At 57.8% G+C, this 22,639-nt stretch carries 23 protein-coding genes, 1 tRNA gene and 1 pseudogene; 9 read left to right on the forward strand and 16 right to left on the reverse strand.

All coding sequences use genetic code 11. The features are described 5' to 3' along the window. Positions 1-16: 16 nt before the first annotated feature. Together ACA056_RS01360 and ACA056_RS01365 are read right to left on the reverse strand one after the other, a co-directional pair. Entirely contained in the window at positions 17-763 is a 747-nt protein-coding gene (locus tag ACA056_RS01360) for an ABC transporter substrate-binding protein (RefSeq protein WP_497269945.1), read from the reverse strand. Between the two features lie 13 nt (positions 764-776). Continuing rightward, positions 777-1,550, reverse strand: coding sequence for an ABC transporter ATP-binding protein (locus ACA056_RS01365; protein WP_007897462.1), 774 nt, complete (start codon positions 1,548-1,550; stop codon positions 777-779). A gap of 564 nt (positions 1,551-2,114) precedes the next feature. Between ACA056_RS01365 and gabP the strand changes: the two genes are divergently transcribed. After that, positions 2,115-3,506, forward strand: a complete 1,392-nt coding sequence (gene gabP / locus ACA056_RS01370; RefSeq protein WP_497269948.1) for a GABA permease — start codon at positions 2,115-2,117, stop codon at positions 3,504-3,506. A gap of 76 nt (positions 3,507-3,582) precedes the next feature. Here gabP and vapC read toward each other — a convergent pair whose 3' ends face one another. The 6 genes and pseudogenes from vapC to ACA056_RS01400 all read right to left on the reverse strand — a co-directional run bounded on the left by vapC (position 3,583) and on the right by ACA056_RS01400 (position 7,416). After that, entirely contained in the window at positions 3,583-3,990 is a 408-nt protein-coding gene (gene vapC, locus ACA056_RS01375) for a type II toxin-antitoxin system tRNA(fMet)-specific endonuclease VapC (protein ID WP_497269950.1), read from the reverse strand. Continuing rightward, complete coding sequence (gene vapB / locus ACA056_RS01380) at positions 3,990-4,220, reverse strand: type II toxin-antitoxin system VapB family antitoxin (protein WP_497269952.1); 231 nt, start codon at positions 4,218-4,220, stop codon at positions 3,990-3,992. Before vapB ends, vapC begins: the two co-directional genes overlap by 1 nt. A 187-nt stretch (positions 4,221-4,407) precedes the next feature. After that, on the reverse strand, positions 4,408-4,860 hold the full coding sequence (locus ACA056_RS01385) for a hypothetical protein (RefSeq protein ID WP_046045548.1): 453 nt from the start codon (positions 4,858-4,860) through the stop codon (positions 4,408-4,410). 6 nt (positions 4,861-4,866) lie between these two features. After that, positions 4,867-5,283 (reverse strand): hypothetical protein, encoded by a 417-nt coding sequence (locus ACA056_RS01390; protein ID WP_497269954.1) that lies wholly within the window; start codon positions 5,281-5,283, stop codon positions 4,867-4,869. A gap of 37 nt (positions 5,284-5,320) precedes the next feature. Next, positions 5,321-6,295, reverse strand: a complete 975-nt coding sequence (locus tag ACA056_RS01395) for an alpha/beta hydrolase family protein (RefSeq protein WP_497269956.1) — start codon at positions 6,293-6,295, stop codon at positions 5,321-5,323. Between the two features lie 69 nt (positions 6,296-6,364). Beyond that, positions 6,365-7,416: pseudogene (locus ACA056_RS01400) on the reverse strand (PDDEXK nuclease domain-containing protein). A gap of 262 nt (positions 7,417-7,678) precedes the next feature. On the opposite strand from ACA056_RS01400, the gene ACA056_RS01405 reads away from it, so the two are divergent. Continuing rightward, on the forward strand, positions 7,679-8,128 hold the full coding sequence (locus ACA056_RS01405; RefSeq protein WP_497269958.1) for a carboxypeptidase regulatory-like domain-containing protein: 450 nt from the start codon (positions 7,679-7,681) through the stop codon (positions 8,126-8,128). 203 nt (positions 8,129-8,331) lie between these two features. Here the strand turns inward: ACA056_RS01405 and ACA056_RS01410 are convergent, their stop codons facing one another. The 7 genes from ACA056_RS01410 to ACA056_RS01440 form a co-directional block, all read right to left on the reverse strand. Next, positions 8,332-9,123 (reverse strand): TSUP family transporter, encoded by a 792-nt coding sequence (locus tag ACA056_RS01410; protein WP_497269960.1) that lies wholly within the window; start codon positions 9,121-9,123, stop codon positions 8,332-8,334. 72 nt (positions 9,124-9,195) lie between these two features. Next, on the reverse strand, positions 9,196-10,272 hold the full coding sequence (locus tag ACA056_RS01415; protein WP_497269962.1) for a hypothetical protein: 1,077 nt from the start codon (positions 10,270-10,272) through the stop codon (positions 9,196-9,198). Between the two features lie 331 nt (positions 10,273-10,603). Further along, positions 10,604-10,679: transfer RNA gene (locus tag ACA056_RS01420), tRNA-Phe, on the reverse strand. A gap of 103 nt (positions 10,680-10,782) precedes the next feature. Continuing rightward, positions 10,783-11,055, reverse strand: coding sequence for an oxidative damage protection protein (locus ACA056_RS01425; protein WP_008149405.1), 273 nt, complete (start codon positions 11,053-11,055; stop codon positions 10,783-10,785). Further along, the gene (gene mutY / locus ACA056_RS01430; RefSeq protein WP_497269964.1) at positions 11,052-12,119 is read right to left on the reverse strand and encodes an A/G-specific adenine glycosylase; all 1,068 of its coding nucleotides are present in this window, start codon (positions 12,117-12,119) and stop codon (positions 11,052-11,054) included. Before mutY ends, ACA056_RS01425 begins: the two co-directional genes overlap by 4 nt. Next, the gene (locus ACA056_RS01435) at positions 12,116-14,332 is read right to left on the reverse strand and encodes an AsmA family protein (protein WP_497269966.1); all 2,217 of its coding nucleotides are present in this window, start codon (positions 14,330-14,332) and stop codon (positions 12,116-12,118) included. Before ACA056_RS01435 ends, mutY begins: the two co-directional genes overlap by 4 nt. A 78-nt stretch (positions 14,333-14,410) precedes the next feature. Continuing rightward, a complete protein-coding gene (locus tag ACA056_RS01440) occupies positions 14,411-14,815 on the reverse strand; it encodes an acetyl-CoA sensor PanZ family protein (RefSeq protein ID WP_497269968.1) in 405 nt (134 codons plus the stop codon). Between the two features lie 222 nt (positions 14,816-15,037). On the opposite strand from ACA056_RS01440, the gene ACA056_RS01445 reads away from it, so the two are divergent. The 7 genes from ACA056_RS01445 to ACA056_RS01475 all read left to right on the forward strand — a co-directional run bounded on the left by ACA056_RS01445 (position 15,038) and on the right by ACA056_RS01475 (position 21,121). After that, complete coding sequence (locus ACA056_RS01445; RefSeq protein WP_497269970.1) at positions 15,038-16,702, forward strand: OFA family MFS transporter; 1,665 nt, start codon at positions 15,038-15,040, stop codon at positions 16,700-16,702. A gap of 266 nt (positions 16,703-16,968) precedes the next feature. Beyond that, the gene (gene hisB / locus ACA056_RS01450) at positions 16,969-17,562 is read left to right on the forward strand and encodes an imidazoleglycerol-phosphate dehydratase HisB (protein WP_003218037.1); all 594 of its coding nucleotides are present in this window, start codon (positions 16,969-16,971) and stop codon (positions 17,560-17,562) included. Beyond that, a complete protein-coding gene (hisH, locus tag ACA056_RS01455) occupies positions 17,562-18,200 on the forward strand; it encodes an imidazole glycerol phosphate synthase subunit HisH (RefSeq protein WP_123511214.1) in 639 nt (212 codons plus the stop codon). Before hisB ends, hisH begins: the two co-directional genes overlap by 1 nt. A 266-nt stretch (positions 18,201-18,466) precedes the next feature. Then, the gene (locus ACA056_RS01460; RefSeq protein ID WP_497273474.1) at positions 18,467-18,727 is read left to right on the forward strand and encodes a DUF2164 domain-containing protein; all 261 of its coding nucleotides are present in this window, start codon (positions 18,467-18,469) and stop codon (positions 18,725-18,727) included. Positions 18,728-18,769: 42 nt separating this feature from the next. After that, entirely contained in the window at positions 18,770-19,507 is a 738-nt protein-coding gene (gene hisA, locus ACA056_RS01465) for a 1-(5-phosphoribosyl)-5-[(5-phosphoribosylamino)methylideneamino]imidazole-4-carboxamide isomerase (RefSeq protein ID WP_033058290.1), read from the forward strand. A gap of 9 nt (positions 19,508-19,516) precedes the next feature. Then, on the forward strand, positions 19,517-20,287 hold the full coding sequence (hisF, locus tag ACA056_RS01470; protein ID WP_007972752.1) for an imidazole glycerol phosphate synthase subunit HisF: 771 nt from the start codon (positions 19,517-19,519) through the stop codon (positions 20,285-20,287). 78 nt (positions 20,288-20,365) lie between these two features. Then, positions 20,366-21,121, forward strand: coding sequence for a substrate-binding periplasmic protein (locus tag ACA056_RS01475; RefSeq protein WP_497269973.1), 756 nt, complete (start codon positions 20,366-20,368; stop codon positions 21,119-21,121). Here ACA056_RS01475 and ACA056_RS01480 read toward each other — a convergent pair. Continuing rightward, the gene (locus ACA056_RS01480; RefSeq protein ID WP_497269975.1) at positions 21,118-22,578 is read right to left on the reverse strand and encodes a trypsin-like serine peptidase; all 1,461 of its coding nucleotides are present in this window, start codon (positions 22,576-22,578) and stop codon (positions 21,118-21,120) included. The two genes, ACA056_RS01475 and ACA056_RS01480, sit on opposite strands and share 4 nt — an antisense overlap. Positions 22,579-22,639 lie beyond the last annotated feature (61 nt).

Raw genomic sequence — 22,639 nt, forward strand, 5'->3', positions numbered from 1 at the left:
GTCAGGCAGGTCAGAATCAATAGATGCTGAACGGGAAGTACTTGTCGTTGATCTTTTTGTAGGTGCCATCAGCGACGATTTCTTTCAGTGCGGTGTTCAGCTTCGTTCGAATCTCATCGCCTTTACGTACAGCGATACCGATCTTGTCGCTTTCTTCCACCGGGTCGCCTTTGAACTCATAAGAACGGCCGGCGTCGCTTTTCAGCCACTCGTAGTTGACGTATTTGTCCGCGAGGATGCCGTCCAGACGACCGGAGGTCAGGTCGAGGTAGGCGTTTTCCTGGGTGTCGTAGAGTTTGAGTTCAACGCCTTCCATGTTGTCTTCCATCCAGGTGCCCGCGAGGGTCGCACGTTGTGCGCCGATCACTTTGCCCTGCAGGGAATCCTTGTCGGTTTTGAAGTCGACGTCTTTCTTGGCGATGAATTGCAGTTTGTTCGAGTAGTACGGGTCGGTGAAGTCCACCGCTTGCTTGCGCTCATCGGTGATCGACATCGAGGAGATCAGGAAGTCGAACTTCTTGGCGTTCAGGGCCGGGATGATGCCGTCCCAGTCGGACGTGACCACGGTGCAATCGACTTTCATCTTGGCGCACAGGGCGTCGCCGATTTCTTTGTCGAAGCCGACGACATTGCCACTGGCATCTTTGTTGTTGAACGGCGGGTAGGCCGCTTCGATGCCCATCTTCAAGGTCTCGGCGGCGGCACCGGCGCTGAAGGCCAGGGTGACGGCAGCAGCCAGGAAGATTTTTTTGTAGTTCTGCATGCGGGTAGCTCCGTTAGCGGTTGCTGGACATGAATTGTTTGCAGCGCGCCGAAAGCGGGTTTTCGAACACCTGCTGTGGCGATCCTTGCTCTTCTACCAGGCCCTGGTGGAGGAACACCACTTCGCTGGAGACCTGACGGGCGAAGCCCATTTCATGGGTGACGAGCAGCATGGTGCGGCCTTCTTCGGCCAATGCGCGGATGACATTAAGTACTTCCTGGACCATTTCCGGGTCAAGGGCGGAGGTGGGTTCGTCGAACAGGATCACCTTGGGCTGCATTGCCAACGTGCGGGCGATGGCCGCGCGTTGTTGCTGGCCGCCGGAGAGTTGCGCAGGGTAGGCGTGGCGTTTGTCAGCGATGCCGACCTTGGCCAGCAAGGCTTCGGCGACTTCGATGGCCTCGGCCTTGCTCTGGCCGAGTACGCGGCGCGGCGCTTCGATGATGTTGTCGAGCACGCTCATGTGCGGCCAGAGATTAAAGTTTTGAAACACAAATCCGATCTCGCTGCGCAGGCGATTGATCTGCTTGCCGTCGGCAGCGACCAGTTCGCCATTCTTGGCAGCTTTGAGCTTGAGTTCTTCGCCGGCCACCAGGATCTGGCCCTGATGAGGGTTTTCCAACAGGTTGATGCAACGAAGGAAGGTGGACTTGCCGGAACCGGAAGAACCCAGGATCGAGATCACGTCGCCGTCGCGGGCGGTCAGCGAGATGCCTTTGAGCACCTCAAGCTGTCCGTAGCGTTTGTGCAAGTTGCGGATTTCAAGCGCGGGCGTGGCCTCAGCCATGTGCGTTCCTCATAAGTATTTCGCTCCTGCTATTGGCGGCCTTCCTGGCGAGGCGGCCAAGCTAGCATAGCGTCTGAATGGCAGCCAACAGGGCTACGGGCGTTAAACGGGCGGCCTGTGGCAGGTTGTCGCATCGGTACAGCAGACTGTCGCGCTGCTATCAACCGAACAGCCGTTTGAACCCCTGCCTGTCGATAAAAAGGCTGGGGCTGTTCCAAAAAAGGGCGCGATGTTGCCAGCTTTGACGGGGGGTTGGAAGCGCTAACCGGGCAAACGTTCCTGATCCGCACTTTTATTGTGCGTCGCTATATTTTTGGGTGTGTTTCTGGTGCGCTGTTTCGTTCTTAAAGTGGGTCGCAGGGTAACGCTCTGGCGAATTGCCATTAATCTCAAGGACTTGCGATGACTGTCCGGTCACGCCACAGGCCCCGTACTTGAGGAGTTTGAAACATTTTGGCGCAATTATTGCGTGCAGAATCCGGAACGCCCCGTTGGTTTCTTTTTACGAGAAGGAACGCCAGACGGGATGGATGCACACCGCTTTCCCTTACAAAGGTAGTTTCAATGAGCAGTACCCCAAGCTCCAATGGCCTCGAACAGGGGCTCAAACCGCGTCATGTGACCATGCTGTCGATTGCCGGGGTTATCGGCGCCGGCCTGTTCGTCGGCTCCGGCCACGCCATCGCCGCCGCAGGCCCAGCCGTGCTGTTGGCCTACGCTGCCGCCGGTATGCTGGTGGTGCTGGTGATGCGCATGCTTGGCGAAATGGCCGTGGCTTCGCCGGACACCGGCTCCTTTTCGACTTACGCCGATCGCGCGATCGGTCACTGGGCCGGTTTCACCATCGGCTGGTTGTACTGGTGGTTCTGGGTATTGGTGATTCCGCTGGAAGCCAACGCCGCCGCGACCATCCTGCACGCCTGGTTCCCGAATGTGGCGATCTGGGCCTTCACCCTGGTCATCACCTTGCTGCTGACGGTGACGAACCTGTTCAGCGTGAAGAACTACGGTGAATTCGAATTCTGGTTCGCCCTGGTCAAAGTCATCGCGATCATCGGTTTCATCGGCCTTGGCATCATGGCGATCTTCGGCTTCCTGCCGAACAGCCAGGTCAGCGGCGTATCGCACCTCTTTGACACCCAGGGCTTCCTGCCAAACGGCATGGGCGCAGTGTTGGGCGCGATCCTGACCACCATGTTTTCCTTCATGGGCACCGAGATCGTGACCATCGCGGCCGCGGAATCGAAGAACCCTGGCCAGCAAATCTCCAAGGCCACCAACTCGGTGATCTGGCGGATTGGCTTGTTCTACCTCGTATCGATCTTCATCGTTGTGGCCCTGGTGCCATGGAACGACCCGGTACTGGCAGCCGTCGGCTCCTACCAGACCGTGCTTGAACGCATGGGCATCCCGAATGCCAAGCTGATCGTCGACATCGTGGTGCTGGTTGCTGTGACCAGCTGCCTGAACTCGGCGCTCTACACTGCATCGCGCATGATGTTCTCCCTGGGCAAGCGCGGTGATGCACCGGCCGTTTCCCAGCGCACCAACAAGAGCGGCACGCCGTACTGGGCCGTCATGTTGTCCACCGGTGCTGCGTTCATCGCGGTTTTCGCCAACTACGTGGCCCCGGCCGCCGTGTTCGAATTCCTGCTGGCCAGCTCCGGCGCTATCGCGCTGCTGGTGTACCTGGTGATCGCGATTTCGCAACTGCGTATGCGCAAGCAGCGCATGGCACGTGGCGAAAAAATCGCCTTCAGCATGTGGCTGTTCCCGGCCCTGACCTACGCGGTGATCATATTTATCGTTGCGGCCCTGACGATCATGCTGTTCCAGGAAGCGCATCGCGTGGAGATCCTCGCGACCGGTCTGCTGAGTTTGCTGGTGGTAGCTGCCGGTTTGTTTGTGGCTCGTCGTCGCAAGCTGCAGAAGATGGGTGCGGTGGTGCTGAACTGATTCGCACCGCATAACGCAAAACGGCCGCTGTCAGTGATGACAAGCGGCCGTTTTTGTTTCTGTCAGTTGTACTGGATCAATCGGGGTGAACCCAGTCTTCTACGCGTAGCCCTGAAACCCGTTCAAATTCTCGTAGGTTGTTGGTTACCACTATGAATCCGCGTGAACGCGCGTGGCCGGCAATCATGTGGTCGTAGGGCCCGATAGGCGTTCCGGCCTTGGCCAACTCGGATCGAATCATACCGGTGTGCGCGGCCGCTTCATTGTCGAAAGGCAAGACCTCAAGGCGTGCCACAAAACCCTCGATCACTGCGAGGTTCTTTTCTGGTGCGGCCGATTTTTCGGCGCCGTAGAACAACTCCATCAACGTGACGGCACTGATGCATAGCTGCCCGTTATGACGATTGAAAGCTTCTCGTACGATTTGCGGTTTGTTCTTGATGGTGAAGATGCAGATGTTGGTATCGAGCATGTATTTGATCATCAGAACGACTCACGCTCCTGATCGGCGGGTTGTTCACGAACGGTCATGAAATCTGCACTCACGCCATCCCCGTCGAACCAGCTGTCCCATGTTTCATCTGCGGGAGTGATGATGCGAGCTCTGCCGATGGCAACTACGTTGACTCGTTTCACGTCGCTTGGCATCGCAACAGCTTTGGGGAGGCGGACAGCCTGGCTTCGATTACTCATGAAAAGGGTGGTCTGTTCCATTTTGGCCTCCTGCGTTTTTGTGGGTGCTGTGAGTCCAAAGAATAGATTTCTTGAGGGATATGTCAATGGGATATACGTGGCCGCTGACGAGGGGTCATGTCAGATCATTTTGGGTTATTGGCTTCTCAAATAAAAACGGCCGCTGTCAGTGATGACAAGCGGCCGTTTTTGTTTCTGAGGCGAGTGTTTACTCAGCCTTTTCTTCCTGAGCATCCAGCGACTCGCGATAGCTGTCGAGCGCCGTGCCGAAGTCGGTGATGAACTGCGGATCCGTCAGCCAGGCTTGGGCGGTGTCGCGGTCCATGCCATCGGCCCACATGCGGTAATCGATCAGCATGTCAGCGGCCAGGTGAGTGGCGGCCATGGCTTCGTTGTCGGCGTTTTCCATGTCCAGCAGTTCTGGATGGTCGCTGATGATCCCGGCGAGGTTCGACAGCAGGGTCAGCAGCATGTCGTTGCGGCTGGTGGCTTCCGCGTCACGCATTTTGCTGAACATCGCCAGGGTGTATTCCGGGATCGGCTCGCCGATTTCACCCAGGTCATCGTCCAGTGCGGCGGGTTTTCTGCCGTGGATGTTGATTTGTTTGGCTTTGATCTTGGCGCGTTTGGCGCGTTTTTGCTGCTTGTTCAGGGATGCCATGGGAACTCAGTTTGCTTTCTGTTGGGTTTGAGCCGCGATGGCGTCGGACGCCGCCACGTAGTCGGCCTGGAAGGCCGGTGATTCGATCCACGCCAGTGCGCCGGCTTCGTCCACCTCGGTGGACCATTGGCGATATTCGATCAGCGCGGCGACGATAAAGTCTGTCGCTGTTTCTTCGCCTTCCTGCTCCAGCACCAGCGCGAGCAACGGGTGTTCAAGAAATGCCGCGCACATAGCTTGTTGGCTGATCTTTTCGGCGTCGATCATTTCTTTGAACATGTCGGTCAGGTCCACCGATTCAAAGTCGATTCGATCGTCGTTCGGGTCCAGCTCGACCGGCGCGGCGGCTCGTTGGGTGCGGTTCTGCTTAGCCTTGGCTTTGGCGCGTGTGGCGCGTTTGTTCTGCTTGTTGGCGGATGCCATGGGCGTCGTTCCGTATTTCGTTGAGAGGGCGCATCAGTCAGTTGCGTGGCACTAGCCGCCCAGGTGTGTCGGGGGCCAGTTTGCCGGTCTGCAACCAGGACAATGCAATGGGCCATAGTGTGGCTTGGTATGCGCTACGAAAAAAGGCGAAATGTCCGACTTCTTGTTCGCCGATGTCTTCGGGGGAGATTCGCAAGTGGGCGTTCGTGCTGTTGGTGAAGTAACCCAGCAGCCGTTCGATTGCTGGAATCGTGCCGTAAGGATCGTCGCTGATGCTGATGGCCAGGTTTTGTGCGGTGACGGATGAGAAGGGCAGTCGCCCGGATTTTGCGTGAAGGACGCGACCGCTGGGGCGTTTCTCGTAGTGCGCGGTGGGCATGCTCCAGTCGCGAACCACGCCAGCGGGGGTGTCCTCTAGCCAGCCGAGACGTTTGCCGGGGAAGTAGCCGCAAAGCAATGTCATCAACGGCATCACCAGATGCCACTTGCCGAACATCCGCCAGCGATGGGCGGGCGCGTAATCGCGCCAGTAAGCGAATTGCGCACCGACGGTCACCAGACGTCGAATCATATGCCCGGAAGCTCCCAGGCCCGCTGCACAGCCTCCAAAGCTGTGGCCTACAACATCGATGGGTTGCCCGGGAAATTCACGCTGAGCGCGCTGGAGCATCGCCTCAAAGTCCAGCGCGCCCCAATCTGACCATGAAGCCCGAAGCCCTTTCAGCGACACGGGTCGTGATTCGCCGATGCCACGGTAGTCGTAAGTGATCACGTCGAAGCCGTTGGCGTACAGGTAATCGGCGAAGCGTGAGTAGTGGCGACAGCGGACTGAGGTGGCGGCGTTGATGATGACGACCGGGCGGGTAGCGTCCTGACGGGGGTGCCTCCAGGTAAAGCCGCCAAGGATGCAGCCGTCTGCGGCGGGCTCCTTGAAAGAGTCACCAGGTGTGCCGGTGGGTAACGGCAGTTCAAGTTGCGTCGGGGCCAGTGAAGGCATGTCCTGCAAATTCATCGGCTTTGGACCTTTACGGTTAGCCAATCACCATAGTCTTCACGTCGTTTATGAACAATCTACCCGTGCTTATCGGAGCCTCTGCTTGAGTAATCGCTCCTCAAGCACCGCCCATTCCCGATCCAGTTCTGTGCGAAGTTCCTCCTCGCTCGGCAGTACCAGTCTGTAGGTACTGGCGAACAGTTGTTCGTTGCCTTGCAGCACTGAATAGCGCACCACCGATTCATCTTTTTGCGCGCAAAGAATGAGGCCGACGGTGGGGCTATCCTCCGGTCCGCGCTTGAGGTCGTCGTACATGCGCACGTACATGTCCATCTGGCCGACATCCTGGTGGGTCAGTACGCCGCGCTTGAGGTCGAAGATGACGAAGCACTTGAGCAGGTAGTTGTAGAACACCAGATCGATGTAGAAGTCTTTGCTCTCGGTACTGATGCGTTGCTGGCGAGCGATGAAGGCGAAGCCTTTGCCCAGTTCGAGCAGGAAGCCCTGGAGTTGATTGATCAAGGCTTGTTCAAGTTCGCTTTCCTGGATCAAGCCCGCATTGGGCAGGCCGAGAAACTCCAGTAGCACTGGGTCCCGGATGAAATCCCGAGGGCTGGCGTTCATTTGCTGGATATTGGTGGCGGCTTCCTGTTTGACGGCAGCCCGGTCGCGGCTCGCCAGCAGGCGTTCGTAGTAGAGGGTATTGATCTGGCGTTCCAATGCGCGGCTTGACCAGTTTTGAACAGCCGACTCGTTCATGTACCAGTGGCGAGCGTGATCGTTTTCAACGCGCAGTAACCTGCGGTAGTGCGTCCAGCTCAATTCGTGACGCAGTGCGTCACGAATTGGGAATGCTTGATAGAACAGGCGCATGTAGCGAAGGTTGGAGATGTCAAAGCCTTTGCCAAACTCAGCTGTCAGACTCGTCGCCAGCGTCGCCAGCACCTGCTTCCCATATCCCGCCCGCCGAGCGCCTTCCTGCTCGAACTCCACAATATGCCGTCCGATCTGCCAACAGGTTTGCACCTGTACGGTATCGACCGCTCGCAGCACCGCGCTTCGCGGATCAATTCGCCAAGATTGCCGAGCAGTGAAGTGACCTGTGGATCTTGAGTGTTACCGGGTTTGAGGGAGCTCATGACATTTTCCGCAGCTGAAGGAAACAGGCGGAAGAGGATGGCAAGAGAGTGATAGCCCGCGATGCCGGGCGTTGCTGGTAAATCGGAAGGAAAGTCCGATTGGTTTTGCGGGATCACGCCTACGGCAATCCGCGCTTGAGGAATACAACGTGTAGTCCGATTCGCAGTGACCCCAAGTACTAATCAATCTAAAACTTGGCCAATCAGCAGGAAATCTAACAGGAGAAACGATTGGGTTCTGCGGAGCCCGGGAGTCACCACTATGAAGTACGTCCATTCACTCCTGTTGCCCATCGCCGCAGTCGGCGTGTTGATGTTTCCCATCATGTTGAGCGCTGCCAGTCTTGAACCCGTCGACAGTTCGGGCGTGCAAGTCCAGCCGCAACAGCAAAGCGGGATCACTTACCTGTCCGGGGGGATCGGCGAGGATGAGTCGAAGGCCATCCAGCAAGCCAAGGGCTACAACCTGCACATGACCTTCTCCATCGGACCGGAGAACAAGTACGTTCCAGATGTTGATGTGGTTGTGCAGAAAACCCCGGGGCAGACCGTGCTGATGCTTAGCCAGGCTGGCCCGTTGGTTTACGTTCAGCTGCCTGCTGGCAAGTACACCGTTGTTGCGACCCGCAATGGTGAGGAGCGACGTGAAACAACCGATGTCGGAAGCGGCACCGCTCGCAATCTGGTTTTCCATTGGAATGGTGACGAATAGCCAAGGATGGGCGAGAGAGAAGTGTCGCGAGCAAGGCAGAGAAAAAGCACGGATCAAATTGCAGGCATAAAAAAACCCTGAATCTTGAGACTCAGGGTTTTCGGTATTTGGTTCCAGAGACGAAATCGAACCACCGGCACGGGGATTTCGTCGGTTGCAATCAAAATTGAAGGCAATAAGCGCTGGTCAGCGTCGACCGGTAATCATAACGAAGCTAATGAATTGAGGACCGCGACGCGCAAAGGGTTGGTTTCTACGCTCAGCAGCTTGATGGCTAAGGCGCAGCAGACCACGATCAGCATGGGTTTAATCAACCGTGGACCGACCCGAACAGCGGCTCGTGCACCCAATTGAGCGCCGACGAAGGCTGCCAAAGCCATGGCTATGGCGATCGGCCAGATAATCACACCTTTGGTAATGAAGACCGAGAGGGCGCCGAGGTTGCATGAGGCGTTGGAAAGTTTGGTAAAACTCATGGCCCGCATCATGCCCATGCCGCAGAGAAGTACAAATCCAACGATAAAGAAAGAGCCCACACCGGGGCCAAATATACCGTCGTAAAAGCCCAGGATCGGCGCCACGGTAAACGAAAAAAGCAGAATACCGATTCTCTTGCGTCGGTCTTCGTTGGCCAGCTTCGGGGAGAGCGCAAAATAGACGGCCACCAGAATCAGCATGATAGGCACGCAAACTTCCAGATAGCGCTTATCAATAGAGCTGACCAGCAAGGCACCACTGGCGCCGCCAATAAATCCGCAGATCACCAGGAAACGGCCTTCGCGCCACTCGATCATTCCTTTGCGCGCAAAGGTTGCAGTGGCCGAAATAGTTGCCGACGCGGCCTGGAACTTGTTCGTTGCAATTGCACTGATCGGATCTACGCCCGCCAGAAACAAAGCAGGCAAGGTGATCAAGCCGCCACCACCGGCAATCGCATCAAAAAAGCCGGCGCAAAAAGCGACGAGCGACAACATGCCAATGACATCCCAAGACATTACATTCCCTCTTTATCGTTATTGGCCAGTCATCAAATGACGGGTCGTTCAATGGCCTGAATACTTGAAAAATCAGCCCTGCAGCAGTAACGGGTCCTCTGAAATAACGAGAGGGGAAGAAAATTTTGAAAGTCCGAAAATGCGAACCAGGACCCGTCTGTTGTCTTTGATGACATCGCGACAGTGCAAAGCCCGGATGTTATTGATGGCCATGGCCGACTCCTGGGTCAGCGTGTATTCAACCGGGGTTGCCTCGCCCACACCCCGGCAAAGGGCGGTGTAAGCCGTTTTGACAAAGGTCGAGACGTTGTCATTGACCGAAAAGCGATACGAGTTAAAGCGGGCTGCGAACCCGACATTGTCGTCGAACTCCAGAATCGAAACGTTGCGGCCATCTTCCCCTTTGCCACTGACAAAGGAGTCACTACGAGTGAACTGGAAGTTATCCGTGGTCAGTGCGAGGCAGTTGGTGATGCCAATTTTTTCGAGTATGGGAGGTAGTGGAATGATCCGCGTAGGTTCCAGGCTCGGGTTCCACAAGGCGGAAAGTATGAGCGACGACGGAGAGGGCGAGTGCCCGTCTTTCGCGTTCACGGCGCACCAGTAAGGCGCCTCGGTATGCGGACCAAGTGCGAGGCCGGAATGGGAACTCAGTTCATTGATTTCCGGCTCGGCATTGATTTTGATGAGCCCGCCACCCTTGAAGTTGGCCACCAATCGAACCAGTTTTCCTTCGTTGTCCATGTCATAGGCAAAGGCACTGTTATCCACCAGTTCCAACAAAATCTGATTACGGGCGGCCAGGCAAAGGACGTCGTATCGATTTTCCAGGGATGTCAGGTCTGGCAGTTCATTTGGAGGGCAGACCTCGGTGATTTTTTGCAGGCCTTCAAAGATCAATACGCAAACAAGGCCATCGGAGTAGGCACCCAACAGTTCGCATTGGTCTTTTGTAAACGAGGACTTTAATTCGGTGGTTGCCAGAGAGGCTTTGGACTTGGCTCCCGGTGCCTGCGGCCCGCCGATGGCGGCCAGTTCTTCGGCGAATTTGTGAAGCAATGTTGACTGCCGAGTATCAAAGTTGAAAGTTCTGATTTCTTGTTCAGTAAGCTCAGCGGTTTCGACGTCCGGTTTAATAGCGTCAATCATTGTCTACATCCCTGTTGTGTATCTGCTCCCGGTTATGCGGCAGCTCCTGTTCCGATTCTGCCCAGTCCGATGATCAGCGTATGTCATCCATTTCCGTTAAAGCATACGGAGCGTTCCGACAGGCTCGAGAGACTGTCAAGAAGGGCTGATCGCCAATGCCTGTAACGCTTGTCGGGACTAGGCCTCAGCAAGCGTTACAGGCGCGTGCTGGCGTCGATAGGGGATGGGGAATTGATGCTTCGTCCGGCGCTTCGATAGTGCTGGAACAGTGCCCCATCAAATCCCAGACATAAAAAAACCCTGAATCTTGCGATTCAGGGTTTTCGGTATTTGGTGCCCAGAGACGGAATCGAACCGCCGACACGGGGATTTTCAATCCCCTGCTCTACCGACTGAGCTATCTGGGCAACGGGGCGCATTAAACTGGTTTTTCAGGGGGTCGTCAAGAAAGTTTTCAAAAAAATTTTAATTATTACCGTCGCTTACGTTCCGACCCTCGAAAAAGCGGGATTATTCAGCCGGCGGAACGTAGCCGTCAGCCTTGGCGTATTCCTCGCCGGAAAAGAACTTGTCCATCTCGCCCTGAAGATATTTGCGGTCTTCGGCGTTCATCATGTTCAGGCGTTTTTCGTTGATCAGCAGAGTCTGGTGCTTTTGCCAGTCGGCCCAGGCCTTGGCCGAGACGTGGTCAAAAATATCCTGACCTTTTGCGCCAGGGAACGGAGCGCGTTCCAGGGCGGGCAATTCTTCTTTGTACTTGCGGCACATGATGGTGCGGGTCATGACGACTCTCCTGCGTTCAATACGGCGGCCGCGCGTTCGAGCAAGGTTTTGACCGGGGCGGCAAGGCCCAGGCGCGGCGGGGTGGCGAGGTTATACCAGAGCCAGTCGGCCTCGGCCACGTGATGGCCGACCTCCTGGACCTGAACCAGCCAGGGTTCGATGGACAACTGAAAATGACTGAAGGTGTGTACCAGGCTCGGCAGCGCCTGTTGGCTGCCAAGCTCCAGCGAATGCTGCGAAGCCAGATGTTGCAGGTCGTCGAGGTCATCGAGTTCCGGCAGGCTCCATAGACCGCCCCACAAGCCCGTGGAAGGGCGACGGTAAAGCAGAATCGCGCCGTCACCGTTGGCGAGCATCGGCATCAGCGTGCGCTTCTGCGGCACGGCTTTGCGCGGCTTGGGGATCGGGTAGCGCGTCTCCAGGCCAAGCATGTGCGCTTCGCAGCCCTTTTCGAGCGGGCAGAGCAGGCAACTCGGCTTGCTACGGGTGCAAAGCGTGGCGCCCAGATCCATCATCGCCTGGGTGTAGGCGTTGACCCGATCATGCGGCGTAAAGCGCTCAGCGTTGGCCCACAGCTGTTTGGCGACCTTTGGCTCGCCCGGATAACCCTCTTGCGCGGTAAAGCGCGCCAGCACCCGTTTGACGTTGCCGTCGAGGATTGGCGCCCGCAGGCCCATGCTCAGGCTGGCGATGGCGCCCGCCGTGGATAGGCCGATGCCCGGTAGATCCGTGAGTTTTTCCACATCCCGCGGAAACTCGCCGCCGTACTCGGCGACAACAATCTTCGCGGTCTTCTGCAAATTGCGCGCACGGGTGTAGTAACCGAGGCCGGTCCACAGGTGCAGGACTTCGTCTTCCGGCGCAGCGGCCAAGGCTTCGACCGTCGGCAACGAGGCCATAAAGCGGTCGAAGTAGTTCAGCACGGTGCTGACCTGGGTCTGCTGCAACATGATTTCCGAGACCCACACCCGATACGGGGTGATGCCTTGTTGCCAGGGCAAGTCGTGGCGGCCGTGACGGTCGTACCAGTCCAGCACCGCCGATGAAAACTGCTCGGCTCTCATCGCTTGAACAGTCCCTTCAAAGCGTTTTTCAGTTCCGGGCTGACTTTGTCGCCAAGCTTCTCGTCGATTTTTTCGCTGATCTGCTCGCCGGCCAGTTTGCTCGCGACCTGGCCCATGCGTTCGTTATCGAGGCGGCAAGCCTTGGCGCCCAGTTCCAGCGGGCCACGGCAGCGCAGCGGCCACTCGATGCCGATGAACTTCTCGCCGACCTGGCAGGCCGGGTCCGGCATGTCGCTCTTGTCGCCTTCGACGATAACGCCCACGCGGTAGTCCATGCCCAATACCCGAAGATCGACATCGCCGTCGCCGTTGACGGTCATGCCCGGGATGCGCACTTTCAGGTCCGGGTTGCTGGCCACGCCGTTGCGGAAGGTCAGATTGCCCTTGAGCTCCTGGAACGGTGTGTCCTTGCCCCGTGGTTCGCCGCTGAGGGATTTACGGTTCAGGGTGGCGATGCCTTTGCACAGCTGTTGTTCGAGGTTGGCATTGAGCAGCACGCCGTTGTTGATGACGAAACTGGCATTGCCGTTGAGGGTTTCGATCAGCGCTTTCTGGCTGTTGCCGCTGCCGGTCAGGTTGCTGTTGAGGGTCACCAGACCTTTGACCGGCGGATTTTTACCCTGGCTTTCGAGGATTTTTTCCACCGGTACTTTGCTGATGCTCGTCTGCATGTTCAGCGCTGGCACCTGTTGGCGCACGTCGAGCGTACCTTTGGCGTCGAAGTTGCCGTCGTACAGGTCGCCGCGAAGGCTTTCCAGTGTCAGCAGACCGCCCTGGCCGGTAGCTTTGAGCGCAGCGTTCTGGATCGGCAATTTATCGAGCGTCAACTGACCGAAGGTGAGGTCAGCGTCTACGTCGAGTTTGCTCAGGCGTTCCACCGGCAGCAGGCGCTCGTTGCTCCACGCGTCTTTGGTCGGTGCTTGCGGCAGCGGTGTGCTGCCGGGGCCAGCCATGGCCTCGGCCTCGGTGCTGGCCACTTCGGCCTGACGCACTTGTGTCGCGCTATTGGCTTCGGCGGATTTTGGTGGCAGATAACGGTCGACGTTGAAGGTGTCGGCCTTGAGGGTCGCCCGCAGCGATTGTTTGGCGAAGTCCTCGACGGCGATGCGGCCGCTGAAGGTGCTGTCGTCGACTTTGAGGTTGATGTTGTCCAGGATCACGCTGGTCGGCGTGCCGGCAAGGCGGCTGACCAGTTCGACTTTGCTCAGGCTGCCTTCGGCCATCGCCGGAAGCTTCTGACCGATGCTGTCGACGAATTTCGCCAGATCGAACTGGGCGATCGACAGGCCGCCGCTGATTTGCGGGGTTTTGTCGAGGTCGTTGACCTTCAGTTCGCCCAATGCGCGCAGTTGGTTGGCTGAGATCTTGATGCCGGTCCATTCGGCGACGTTCGCCGCTTTATCCAGCAGCAACTGGCCTTGGGCGGCGAAGGTCATGGTTTTGCCTTGCAGCGGATCGCCAGCCACTTCGCCAGAGAGTTTCATGTCTTCGAGTTTGTAGCGCTGCAGTGCGCGCTCGAAACGCAGCTCGCCATTGAGCTCGGTACGGACACGCAAGACCGGCTGGTTGGTACCCAGGAACGCGGTGAGTTTGACCGGGATGTTCGTGGAGTCATGCACCGGGCCGGTACTCAGCTGGATGCTTTCGGCGCTGAATTGCTTGCCGGTTTTCTCGTCGCTGTATTCAACGCGGGCGTTGTTGACGGTCAGACTGTCGATGTCCAGGCGAATCGGCTGGGCCGGTTTTTCCGCTTGGGCGGTGGTCTCGGTCGCTGGTTCGCCAGTGGTCGCGGGCGGTGTGGTCGGCGCCGGTGCCTTGCCGATGTCTTGCCAGTTGCCGTGGCCGTCCTTGTCGCGGGTCAGGCGCAGGTTCAGGCCCTCGACGCGTACATCGCTCATCTGCACTTCACGGCGCAGCAGCGGCAGCACACGGACCGACAAGCCAAGCATCTGCAAGTCAGCGAACGGCTCGGCGGGTTTGGCCAGGGTCGCGACGCTGGCTTCGTGCAATTCCAGGCCCAACCACGGGAACAGGCTCCAACCGATATCGCCATTGAGCGTCAGCTCGATGTGGGCCTTGTCGCGGGCTATCTGGCGAATCTCGTCTTTATAGTCGTTGGGATCAAAGAGGTGGGTCAGGGCAAAGCCCAGCGCCACAATGATCAGCAACAGCCCGAGAAGTACCAGACCCAGGATTTTGCCGAACGCTTTCATGGGCGAGTCCTTGTAGTTAGTCGAATTCGAAATTTAGCCGGGGAGTATAGCGCTCCGCAGCGGACGACCGGTCAGCGATCACGTCGGCAATACATCCAGCGGTATTTTCAGTTTGGCCGCCAGCGCTTGTGCCTTCAAATGCCCGGCAGGCGCCAGCAAGCGCAATGTCGCGCCCGATTGTGACGCCATTTTCTGCGCTTCATTCACCAGGCGCTCGGCCACGCCACGACGACGGGTAATTTTTCGTACGCATAGTTGGGACAGGTGCCAGACATCCTGGTGCCGTTGCAGGCGTGCCGCGCCTAACAGTCGATCATTGAAGCGGCCAGCGATCAGCGAGCCGTCCAGCAGGCAGGCTTCGATCAACTGCAAATCTCCGGCAAACGGGGCAAACAGCCAGTCCGGCGCATCGCGGTAGATCTTCTGCAGATCTTGCTGATCCTGATAAGTGGCTTCGTTAAGCGGCTCGACAATGATCGGCATGAGGGCTCCTTCAGTGGTACGAGAACTGTTGACGTACAAAAGGTGATGTCACTTTGGTTTTTCTGTCACGTACAGATGGTAACCTCTGCCGGTTCGTCCGTCCTTCTGCGACGTGATGTCGCACCAAAATGGAGCTTCACCCCAAAAAACAGTCATGCGTGCGCATAAAGGCTGAGGGGTGAGGAGCGCTGACGAACCATTCTAATAATTGGGGGATACACAATGACCACGAGCATCACGGCGGACGACCTCAAAGTCGACCAGCCCGCGTTCCTGTCCAAGGAACGCATCATCGCCAAGCCCGGTTTCAACCGTTGGTTGGTACCACCGGCCGCCTTGGCCATCCACCTGTGCATCGGCATGGCCTACGGCTTTTCGGTGTTCTGGTTGCCACTGTCCAAAGCCCTGGGTGTGACCAAGGCAGTGGCCTGCGCGCCGGACATGAGCTTCATCTCGCAAGTCTTCTCGTCCCAATGTGACTGGCCGATCTCGATGCTCGGCTGGATCTACACCCTGTTCTTCATCTTCCTCGGTTGCTCGGCTGCCATCTGGGGCGGCTGGCTGGAACACGCCGGGCCACGCAAGGCTGGCGTTGTATCGGCACTGTGCTGGTGTGGCGGTCTGCTGATTTCAGCGCTGGGGGTCTATACCCACCAGATATGGCTGATGTGGATCGGCTCCGGGGTCATTGGCGGTATTGGCCTGGGGCTGGGTTACATCTCGCCGGTCTCGACCCTGATCAAGTGGTTCCCGGACAAGCGCGGCATGGCGACCGGCATGGCGATCATGGGTTTCGGTGGTGGCGCGATGGTCGGTGCTCCGCTGGCCGCGGCGCTGATGGGTCACTTCGCTTCGCCGACCAGCGTCGGCGTATGGCAGAGCTTCCTGGTGATGGCCGCGATCTACTTCGTGTTCATGATCGGTGGCGCACTGTCCTACCGCGTGCCGCCAACCGGCTGGAAGCCTGAAGGCTGGACCGCCCCGGCGAAAAAAGCTTCCAACGCGATGATCACCCACCGTCACGTCCACGTGAACGTGGCGTGGAAAACCCCGCAATTCCGTCTGGTGTGGCTGGTGCTGTGCCTGAACGTTTCGGCGGGTATCGGCATCCTCGGCATGGCATCGCCACTGTTGCAGGAAGTCTTCGCTGGCAAATTGCTCGGCACTGACCAGACGTTTGGTCAGCTGGACGCCGCGCAATTGGCCTCGATTGCTGCCATCGCTGCCGGTTTCACCGGTCTGTTGAGCCTGTTCAACATCGGTGGTCGGTTTTTCTGGGCTTCGTTCTCGGATTACCTGGGTCGTAAAAACACCTATTTCGTGTTCTTCGCCCTCGGTTTCGCGCTGTACGCGCTGATCCCTAACCTCGGTCACCTGGGCAACGTTGCGCTGTTCGTAGCGGCCTTCTGCATCATTCTGTCGATGTACGGCGGTGGTTTTGCGACGGTGCCTGCGTATCTCGCGGACCTGTTCGGTACGCAAATGGTCGGCGCGATCCACGGTCGACTGCTGACTGCCTGGGCGGCGGCGGGCGTGTTGGGTCCGGTGTTGGTGAACTACCTGCGTGAGTATCAGCTGAGCATCGGCGTTGAACGCGCCGCGGCTTACGACATCACCCTGTACATCCTCGCGGGCCTGCTGGTGCTGGGTTTCATCTGCAACCTGCTGGTGCGTCCGGTGGCCGACAAGTACTTCATGACCGACGCTGAACTGGCTGCCGAACAGGCGCTGGGCCACGACAAGGGTGCTGACAGCAGCACCGTTTTGGAGTGGAAAGCGGATGCGGGCACCAAGCCTTTGGCAGTGGCTGCATGGCTGGTGGTGGGTATTCCGTTGGCGTGGGGTGTTTGGGTGACCCTGCAAAAGACGGCTGTCCTGTTCCACTAAGTAAACGCATCACCCCTGTGGGAGCGAGCCTGCTCGCGATAGCGGCCTGACAGTCGACAGAGATGTTGAATGTGGAGGCCTCATCGCGAGCAGGCTCGCTCCCACATTTATTTTGCGGTTTTGCAATGAAACCGCTTGTATGGACATGTCTATCCCCGACAGCACGGGATTCACTCCGTCAGTCATATCACCTCCCGTGTTTCTGTTTGGCGCCCGCGCCCCTATAATGGTTGCCTTTTTCGCCCAATGATTTTGCGGAGCTGGTGATGGCCGAACGTAAGGCGTCAGTCGAGCGCGACACTCTGGAAACCCAGATCAAAGCCTCGATCAACCTGGATGGCACCGGAAAGGCCCGATTTGATATCGGTGTTCCTTTTCTTGAGCACATGCTGGACCAGATCGCCCGTCACGGGCTGATCGACCTGGATATTGTCAGCAAGGGCGACCTGCATATCGACGACCACCACACGGTGGAAGACGTCGGTATCACTTTGGGTCAGGCCTTCGCCAAAGCCATCGGCGACAAGAAAGGCATCCGTCGCTACGGCCACGCCTACGTGCCGCTCGATGAAGCGCTGTCGCGCGTGGTGATCGACTTCTCCGGCCGCCCTGGCCTGCAGATGCACGTTCCCTACACCCGTGCCACCGTTGGCGGTTTCGACGTTGACCTGTTCCAGGAATTCTTCCAGGGCTTCGTCAACCATGCGCTCGTCAGCCTGCACATCGACAACCTGCGTGGCACCAACACCCACCACCAGATCGAAACCGTGTTCAAGGCTTTCGGCCGCGCACTGCGCATGGCTGTAGAGCTCGATGACCGCATGGCCGGTCAGATGCCGTCGACCAAAGGCGTTCTGTAATGCAGACGGTCGCGGTTATCGATTACGGCATGGGCAACCTGCACTCGGTGGCCAAGGCCCTCGAGCACGTTGGTGCCGGCAAGGTCTTGATCACCAGCGATGCCGATGTGATTCGCGAAGCCGACCGGGTGGTATTCCCCGGCGTCGGCGCGATTCGCGATTGCATGGCGGAGATCCGTCGCCTGGGCTTCGACTCGCTGGTGCGTGAAGTCAGCCAGGACCGTCCATTCCTCGGCATCTGCGTCGGCATGCAAGCCTTGCTCGACAGCAGTGAAGAGAACGACGGCGTCGACTGCATCGGCCTGTTTCCGGGCGCGGTGAAGTTCTTTGGCAAAGACCTGCACGAAGACGGCGAACACCTGAAAGTCCCGCACATGGGCTGGAACGAAGTGAAGCAGACGGTGGATCACCCGCTGTGGCACAACATTCCGGACCTGGCGCGTTTCTACTTCGTGCACAGCTACTACATTGCTGCCGGCAATGCGCGGCAGGTGGTGGGCGGCGGTCACTACGGTGTCGATTTCGCTGCGGCGCTGGCCGATGGCTCGCGTTTCGCCGTGCAATTCCACCCGGAGAAGAGCCATACCCATGGCCTGCAATTGCTGCAGAACTTCGCCGCGTGGGATGGTCGCTGGTAAATGGCCAAAGGGGCGCGTCATCATTCATTTCCTGGCTTGCGCCGGAGCCTGTCATTGCGCAGGGCAAGGCGCGAGGAGTGTGGTTTGGTCGTTTCAAATGAACGACGAGTAACGCAGCCCTGCGCAATGACAGGCCCGGCCCTTCGGGTTGTGCCTAAGCGCGCGCCATGCTGCGTTGCAAACCTTGCTAAGGGAGTGGCCATTAGCTACGGTTTGCGCCTTGCCTGGCACGCGCTTAGGCGACAACGCAAGCCAGGAAATGAATGATGACGCGCCCCCAGAAGAAGCCGCCGATCCTGACCCTCACTCCCGAACAGGAGAACGAGGCCAATCACAAGATCAAACGCTTTATGGAAGATCGCTTCGAACTGGACCTGGGTTCGTTCGAAGCGGCTGAAATCCTTGAGCTGTTTACCCGTGAAATTGCACCGCACTATTACAACAGGGCGATTTTCGATGTGCAGACGCACCTTAAAGAAAGGTTCGAAAGCATCGAAAGCGACTTGTGGGCGCTCGAGAAAAACTGATTTTCGAGCGAAGCTGAACAATCGAATTTGAAGGTTTGCCAGATGCTGATTATTCCCGCTATCGATCTCAAAGACGGTGCCTGTGTTCGTCTGCGCCAGGGCCGCATGGAAGATTCCACGGTGTTCTCCGATGACCCGGTGAGCATGGCTGCCAAGTGGGTGGAGGGCGGTTGCCGTCGTCTGCATCTGGTCGACCTGAACGGCGCCTTCGAAGGCCAGCCCGTCAACGGCGAAGTGGTCACCGCCATCGCCAAGCGCTACCCGAACCTGCCGATTCAGATCGGCGGCGGTATCCGCTCTCTGGAAACCATCGAACACTACGTCAAAGCGGGCGTGAGCTACGTGATCATCGGCACCAAAGCTGTGAAAGATCCGGCTTTCGTAGCTGAAGCCTGCCGCGCGTTCCCGGGCAAAGTGATCGTCGGTCTGGATGCCAAAGACGGTTTCGTTGCGACCGACGGCTGGGCTGAAATCAGCACCATTCAGGTGATTGACCTGGCAAAGCAATTCGAAGCCGACGGCGTGTCCGCGATCGTTTATACCGACATCGCCAAAGACGGCATGATGCAGGGCTGCAACGTACCGTTCACCGCTGCGCTGGCCGCTGCGACGAAGATTCCGGTCATCGCTTCCGGTGGCATCCACAACCTCGGTGACATCAAGTCGCTGCTCGACGCCAAGGCGCCAGGCATCATCGGCGCGATCACCGGCCGGGCGATCTATGAAGGCACCCTCGACGTCGCTGAAGCGCAAGCTTTCTGCGATTCGTACAAAGGCTGAGGACTGACCATGGCGCTGGCCAAACGCATCATCCCTTGCCTGGACGTGGATAACGGCCGGGTCGTCAAGGGTGTGAAGTTCGAGAACATCCGCGACGCCGGCGACCCGGTGGAAATCGCCCGTCGCTACGACGAGCAGGGTGCCGACGAGATTACCTTTCTCGACATCACCGCCAGCGTCGACGGTCGCGACACCACGCTGCATACCGTCGAACGCATGGCCAGCCAGGTATTCATCCCGCTGACCGTGGGTGGTGGCGTGCGCACCGTGCAGGACATTCGCAACTTGCTGAATGCCGGCGCGGACAAGGTGTCGATCAACACCGCCGCGGTGTTCAACCCGGAATTCGTCGGTGAAGCGGCTCAGCATTTCGGTTCGCAGTGCATCGTCGTTGCCATCGACGCGAAGAAGGTTTCCGGCCCGGGCGAGACCCCGCGCTGGGAAATCTTCACCCACGGCGGTCGCAAGCCAACCGGTCTCGACGCCGTTGAATGGGCGAAGAAGATGGAAGGCCTGGGCGCCGGTGAAATCCTGCTGACCAGCATGGACCAGGACGGCATGAAAAACGGCTTCGACCTGGGCGTTACCCGCGCCATCAGCGATGCATTGGGGATTCCGGTGATTGCGTCCGGCGGCGTCGGCAACCTGCAGCATTTGGCCGACGGGATTATCGAAGGTCACGCCAGTGCGGTATTGGCGGCGAGTATTTTCCACTTCGGCGAATACACCGTGCAGGAAGCCAAGGCCTACATGGCCCATCGCGGAATCGTGATGCGCTAAACAAACCGATACAGGCCAGTGGACATCATGGCGGGCTCAGGGCACTCTTGGGTACGCCATGGATCTCGGTAGCCAGACATGCTTAAACGCCTTCTTCTTGTCCTCGCCAGCGCTTCTCTGTTGCTCATCAACGCAGCCCGCGCCGAAGAAAGTCCCGCCACCGACCTGGTGCTGCTGACGGAAAACTTCCCGCCCTACAACATGGCGAAGAACGGCAAAAATTTCGCTCAGGACGAGAACATCAATGGCATCGCCGTGGACATCGTCTGCGAGATGTTCAAACGAGCCAACATCACCTACAGCCTGACGCTACGTTTCCCTTGGGAGCGAATCTACAAGATCGCCCTGGAAAAACCGGGTTACGGCGTGTTTGTGATGGCGCGGCTGCCGGATCGCGAAAAGCTCTTCAAGTGGGTTGGCCCGATCGGGCCGGATGACTGGATCATGCTGGCCAAGGCCGATAGCAAGATCAGCCTTGAGTCGCTGGAGCAGGCGCGCAAATTCAAGATTGGCGCCTACAAGGGCGATGCGATTGCCGAGACGCTGGCCAAGCAAGGACTGAAACCAATCGTTGTGTTGCGCGATCAGGACAACGCAAAAAAACTGGTCAACGGCCAGATCGACCTTTGGGCGACGGGTGATCCTGCCGGCCGTTACCTCGCTCGGCAGGATGGTGTGACTGGTCTCAAGACCGTGCTGCGTTTCAACAGTGCCCAACTTTATCTGGCGCTGAACAAAGACGTGTCCGACGAAATCGTCGCCAAGCTTCAGACCGCGCTGGATCAATTGCGCAAGGAAGGCATGGTGGACGACATCATGGCGCGATATCTCTAGGGCTGTTCAATCAGGTCGGTGCGTATCGATGACGGTTGTCCGGAACGATTGCGAACGTAACTGCACAGCATGACCGGCAATTGTTCTTCGGCGAAGGTGATGCTCTCGGGAGCAGGCTTGTAACGAGGGTCATCAATGTCGCCACAGTGCTGACCGTCAGCGGGGGCTGAGTAGAAGAAATTGTGGATGAATTCCGCATGCAAGAGTTCCCAGGTGACACGGTAATCCGGGCTGATGCTGGGCATCGGCTCGGCGGAGGTCAAATACACCGCGTGGGTAAAAGCATTTTTCAACGATGACTGGGTGAGTGGTTGCTCTTGCGAGGCGGCACCGATGATACATAGCGCATGCGTACCGGGTTGAGGGCCTATGTCGTTGTTGATGTAGGCATCTTCGGAGTGAATGGCGTCGCTGTAGTTGCGACGTGTTTGACAGTCTCTGGCGTTGCGCACGGCTTTATAGCGATAGAACGGATCGTCAAGCGAAAACCTGAAATTCCACGTTGGTAACGTAATTTGCCCAGCAGTGTTTTTTTGCGTGTGCACATAAGGCTTGATGTTCCAAGGCTGCGTAACCGTAAGATTCACAGGCTTGAGTGAACAGTCCGGCGCATTGACATCGAAAACACCCGCGATAAAGCACTGATGCAGGAAGTTGGCCGGGTAGCTGTAATTAAAGGTGGCCGCCTGGCAGGCTGCCGTTGTGCAATCAGGCGATGCCTCCTTTTTTAACCTGGCGGTAACTTTGCTGACGATGCCGGTGATTTCATTGGTCTGGCGATCAAGCATCGGGCTTCCAGAGCTACCACCACGCAAATCGCAGAGGTTTTTCATGGCCTGCGAAAATACGCCTGGATGATCAATGAAAGTTCCGGCCGTCTCTTCTGAGCAGGCGCTCAAGCGTAACCCTTTCTCTAGATAGCCCGCGGGTGCACCAAGGTTGAGTACGTTATGGGCTTCGAAGCTTTGATGGCTGGCGAGATTGAGTGGGTTGATACCCTTCTTTATAAGGGTTGCCAGTGAAGTCCCAACCTCGAGTATCGCCAGGTCGGTACCCGCCATGCTGGTCCAGCGAGCAATTCGAACCGGGTAAGTAATGTGATGCTTGGGCGTGTCATGGAAGTAGTTGAAGGTGATGTTCGCTTCGATGGGTTCGTCCGTGCGTGCGGTGCCGTACGCAAAGACAACGCAATGGCCGGCGGTAATCAGATAGGCCGGCCCCACCGCTTTGCCTTGCCTGTTTCTGGTATCAAGAAGAGCGGCGGTGCAGGACGCGCCGGAGCGGTGAGCAAGGCGTCCGATGCCGCTCCAGATTGCGTATTGGTTGTTACTGTTTTGAAGGGCTTTTGAACCTGAGTTGTTGGCAGCGCCTTCTCCCAGGTCTCGTGCGTGTGCAGAGGGGCTCGCGGCCAAGAGGCAGGCAAGTCCCCAGGCGGACAGATGTCTAATGCATTTCATGGCCATTCCTTGGTGATGAAATTCAGAGTGAGTCCTATCCTGGCACGCATCATTGTGCCCG

The organism is Pseudomonas sp. LBUM1666, assembly GCF_059695775.1.

Coding starts and splice junctions, on each gene's coding strand:
- ACA056_RS01360 (WP_497269945.1), bottom strand. CDS start 763: ATGCAGAACTACAAAAAAATCTTCCTGGCTGCTGCCGTCACCCTGGCC.
- ACA056_RS01365 (WP_007897462.1), bottom strand. CDS start 1,550: ATGGCTGAGGCCACGCCCGCGCTTGAAATCCGCAACTTGCACAAACGC.
- gabP (WP_497269948.1), top strand. CDS start 2,115: ATGAGCAGTACCCCAAGCTCCAATGGCCTCGAACAGGGGCTCAAACCG.
- vapC (WP_497269950.1), bottom strand. CDS start 3,990: ATGATCAAATACATGCTCGATACCAACATCTGCATCTTCACCATCAAG.
- vapB (WP_497269952.1), bottom strand. CDS start 4,220: ATGGAACAGACCACCCTTTTCATGAGTAATCGAAGCCAGGCTGTCCGC.
- ACA056_RS01385 (WP_046045548.1), bottom strand. CDS start 4,860: ATGGCATCCCTGAACAAGCAGCAAAAACGCGCCAAACGCGCCAAGATC.
- ACA056_RS01390 (WP_497269954.1), bottom strand. CDS start 5,283: ATGGCATCCGCCAACAAGCAGAACAAACGCGCCACACGCGCCAAAGCC.
- ACA056_RS01395 (WP_497269956.1), bottom strand. CDS start 6,295: ATGAATTTGCAGGACATGCCTTCACTGGCCCCGACGCAACTTGAACTG.
- ACA056_RS01405 (WP_497269958.1), top strand. CDS start 7,679: ATGAAGTACGTCCATTCACTCCTGTTGCCCATCGCCGCAGTCGGCGTG.
- ACA056_RS01410 (WP_497269960.1), bottom strand. CDS start 9,123: ATGTCTTGGGATGTCATTGGCATGTTGTCGCTCGTCGCTTTTTGCGCC.
- ACA056_RS01415 (WP_497269962.1), bottom strand. CDS start 10,272: ATGATTGACGCTATTAAACCGGACGTCGAAACCGCTGAGCTTACTGAA.
- ACA056_RS01425 (WP_008149405.1), bottom strand. CDS start 11,055: ATGACCCGCACCATCATGTGCCGCAAGTACAAAGAAGAATTGCCCGCC.
- mutY (WP_497269964.1), bottom strand. CDS start 12,119: ATGAGAGCCGAGCAGTTTTCATCGGCGGTGCTGGACTGGTACGACCGT.
- ACA056_RS01435 (WP_497269966.1), bottom strand. CDS start 14,332: ATGAAAGCGTTCGGCAAAATCCTGGGTCTGGTACTTCTCGGGCTGTTG.
- ACA056_RS01440 (WP_497269968.1), bottom strand. CDS start 14,815: ATGCCGATCATTGTCGAGCCGCTTAACGAAGCCACTTATCAGGATCAG.
- ACA056_RS01445 (WP_497269970.1), top strand. CDS start 15,038: ATGACCACGAGCATCACGGCGGACGACCTCAAAGTCGACCAGCCCGCG.
- hisB (WP_003218037.1), top strand. CDS start 16,969: ATGGCCGAACGTAAGGCGTCAGTCGAGCGCGACACTCTGGAAACCCAG.
- hisH (WP_123511214.1), top strand. CDS start 17,562: ATGCAGACGGTCGCGGTTATCGATTACGGCATGGGCAACCTGCACTCG.
- ACA056_RS01460 (WP_497273474.1), top strand. CDS start 18,467: ATGACGCGCCCCCAGAAGAAGCCGCCGATCCTGACCCTCACTCCCGAA.
- hisA (WP_033058290.1), top strand. CDS start 18,770: ATGCTGATTATTCCCGCTATCGATCTCAAAGACGGTGCCTGTGTTCGT.
- hisF (WP_007972752.1), top strand. CDS start 19,517: ATGGCGCTGGCCAAACGCATCATCCCTTGCCTGGACGTGGATAACGGC.
- ACA056_RS01475 (WP_497269973.1), top strand. CDS start 20,366: ATGCTTAAACGCCTTCTTCTTGTCCTCGCCAGCGCTTCTCTGTTGCTC.
- ACA056_RS01480 (WP_497269975.1), bottom strand. CDS start 22,578: ATGAAATGCATTAGACATCTGTCCGCCTGGGGACTTGCCTGCCTCTTG.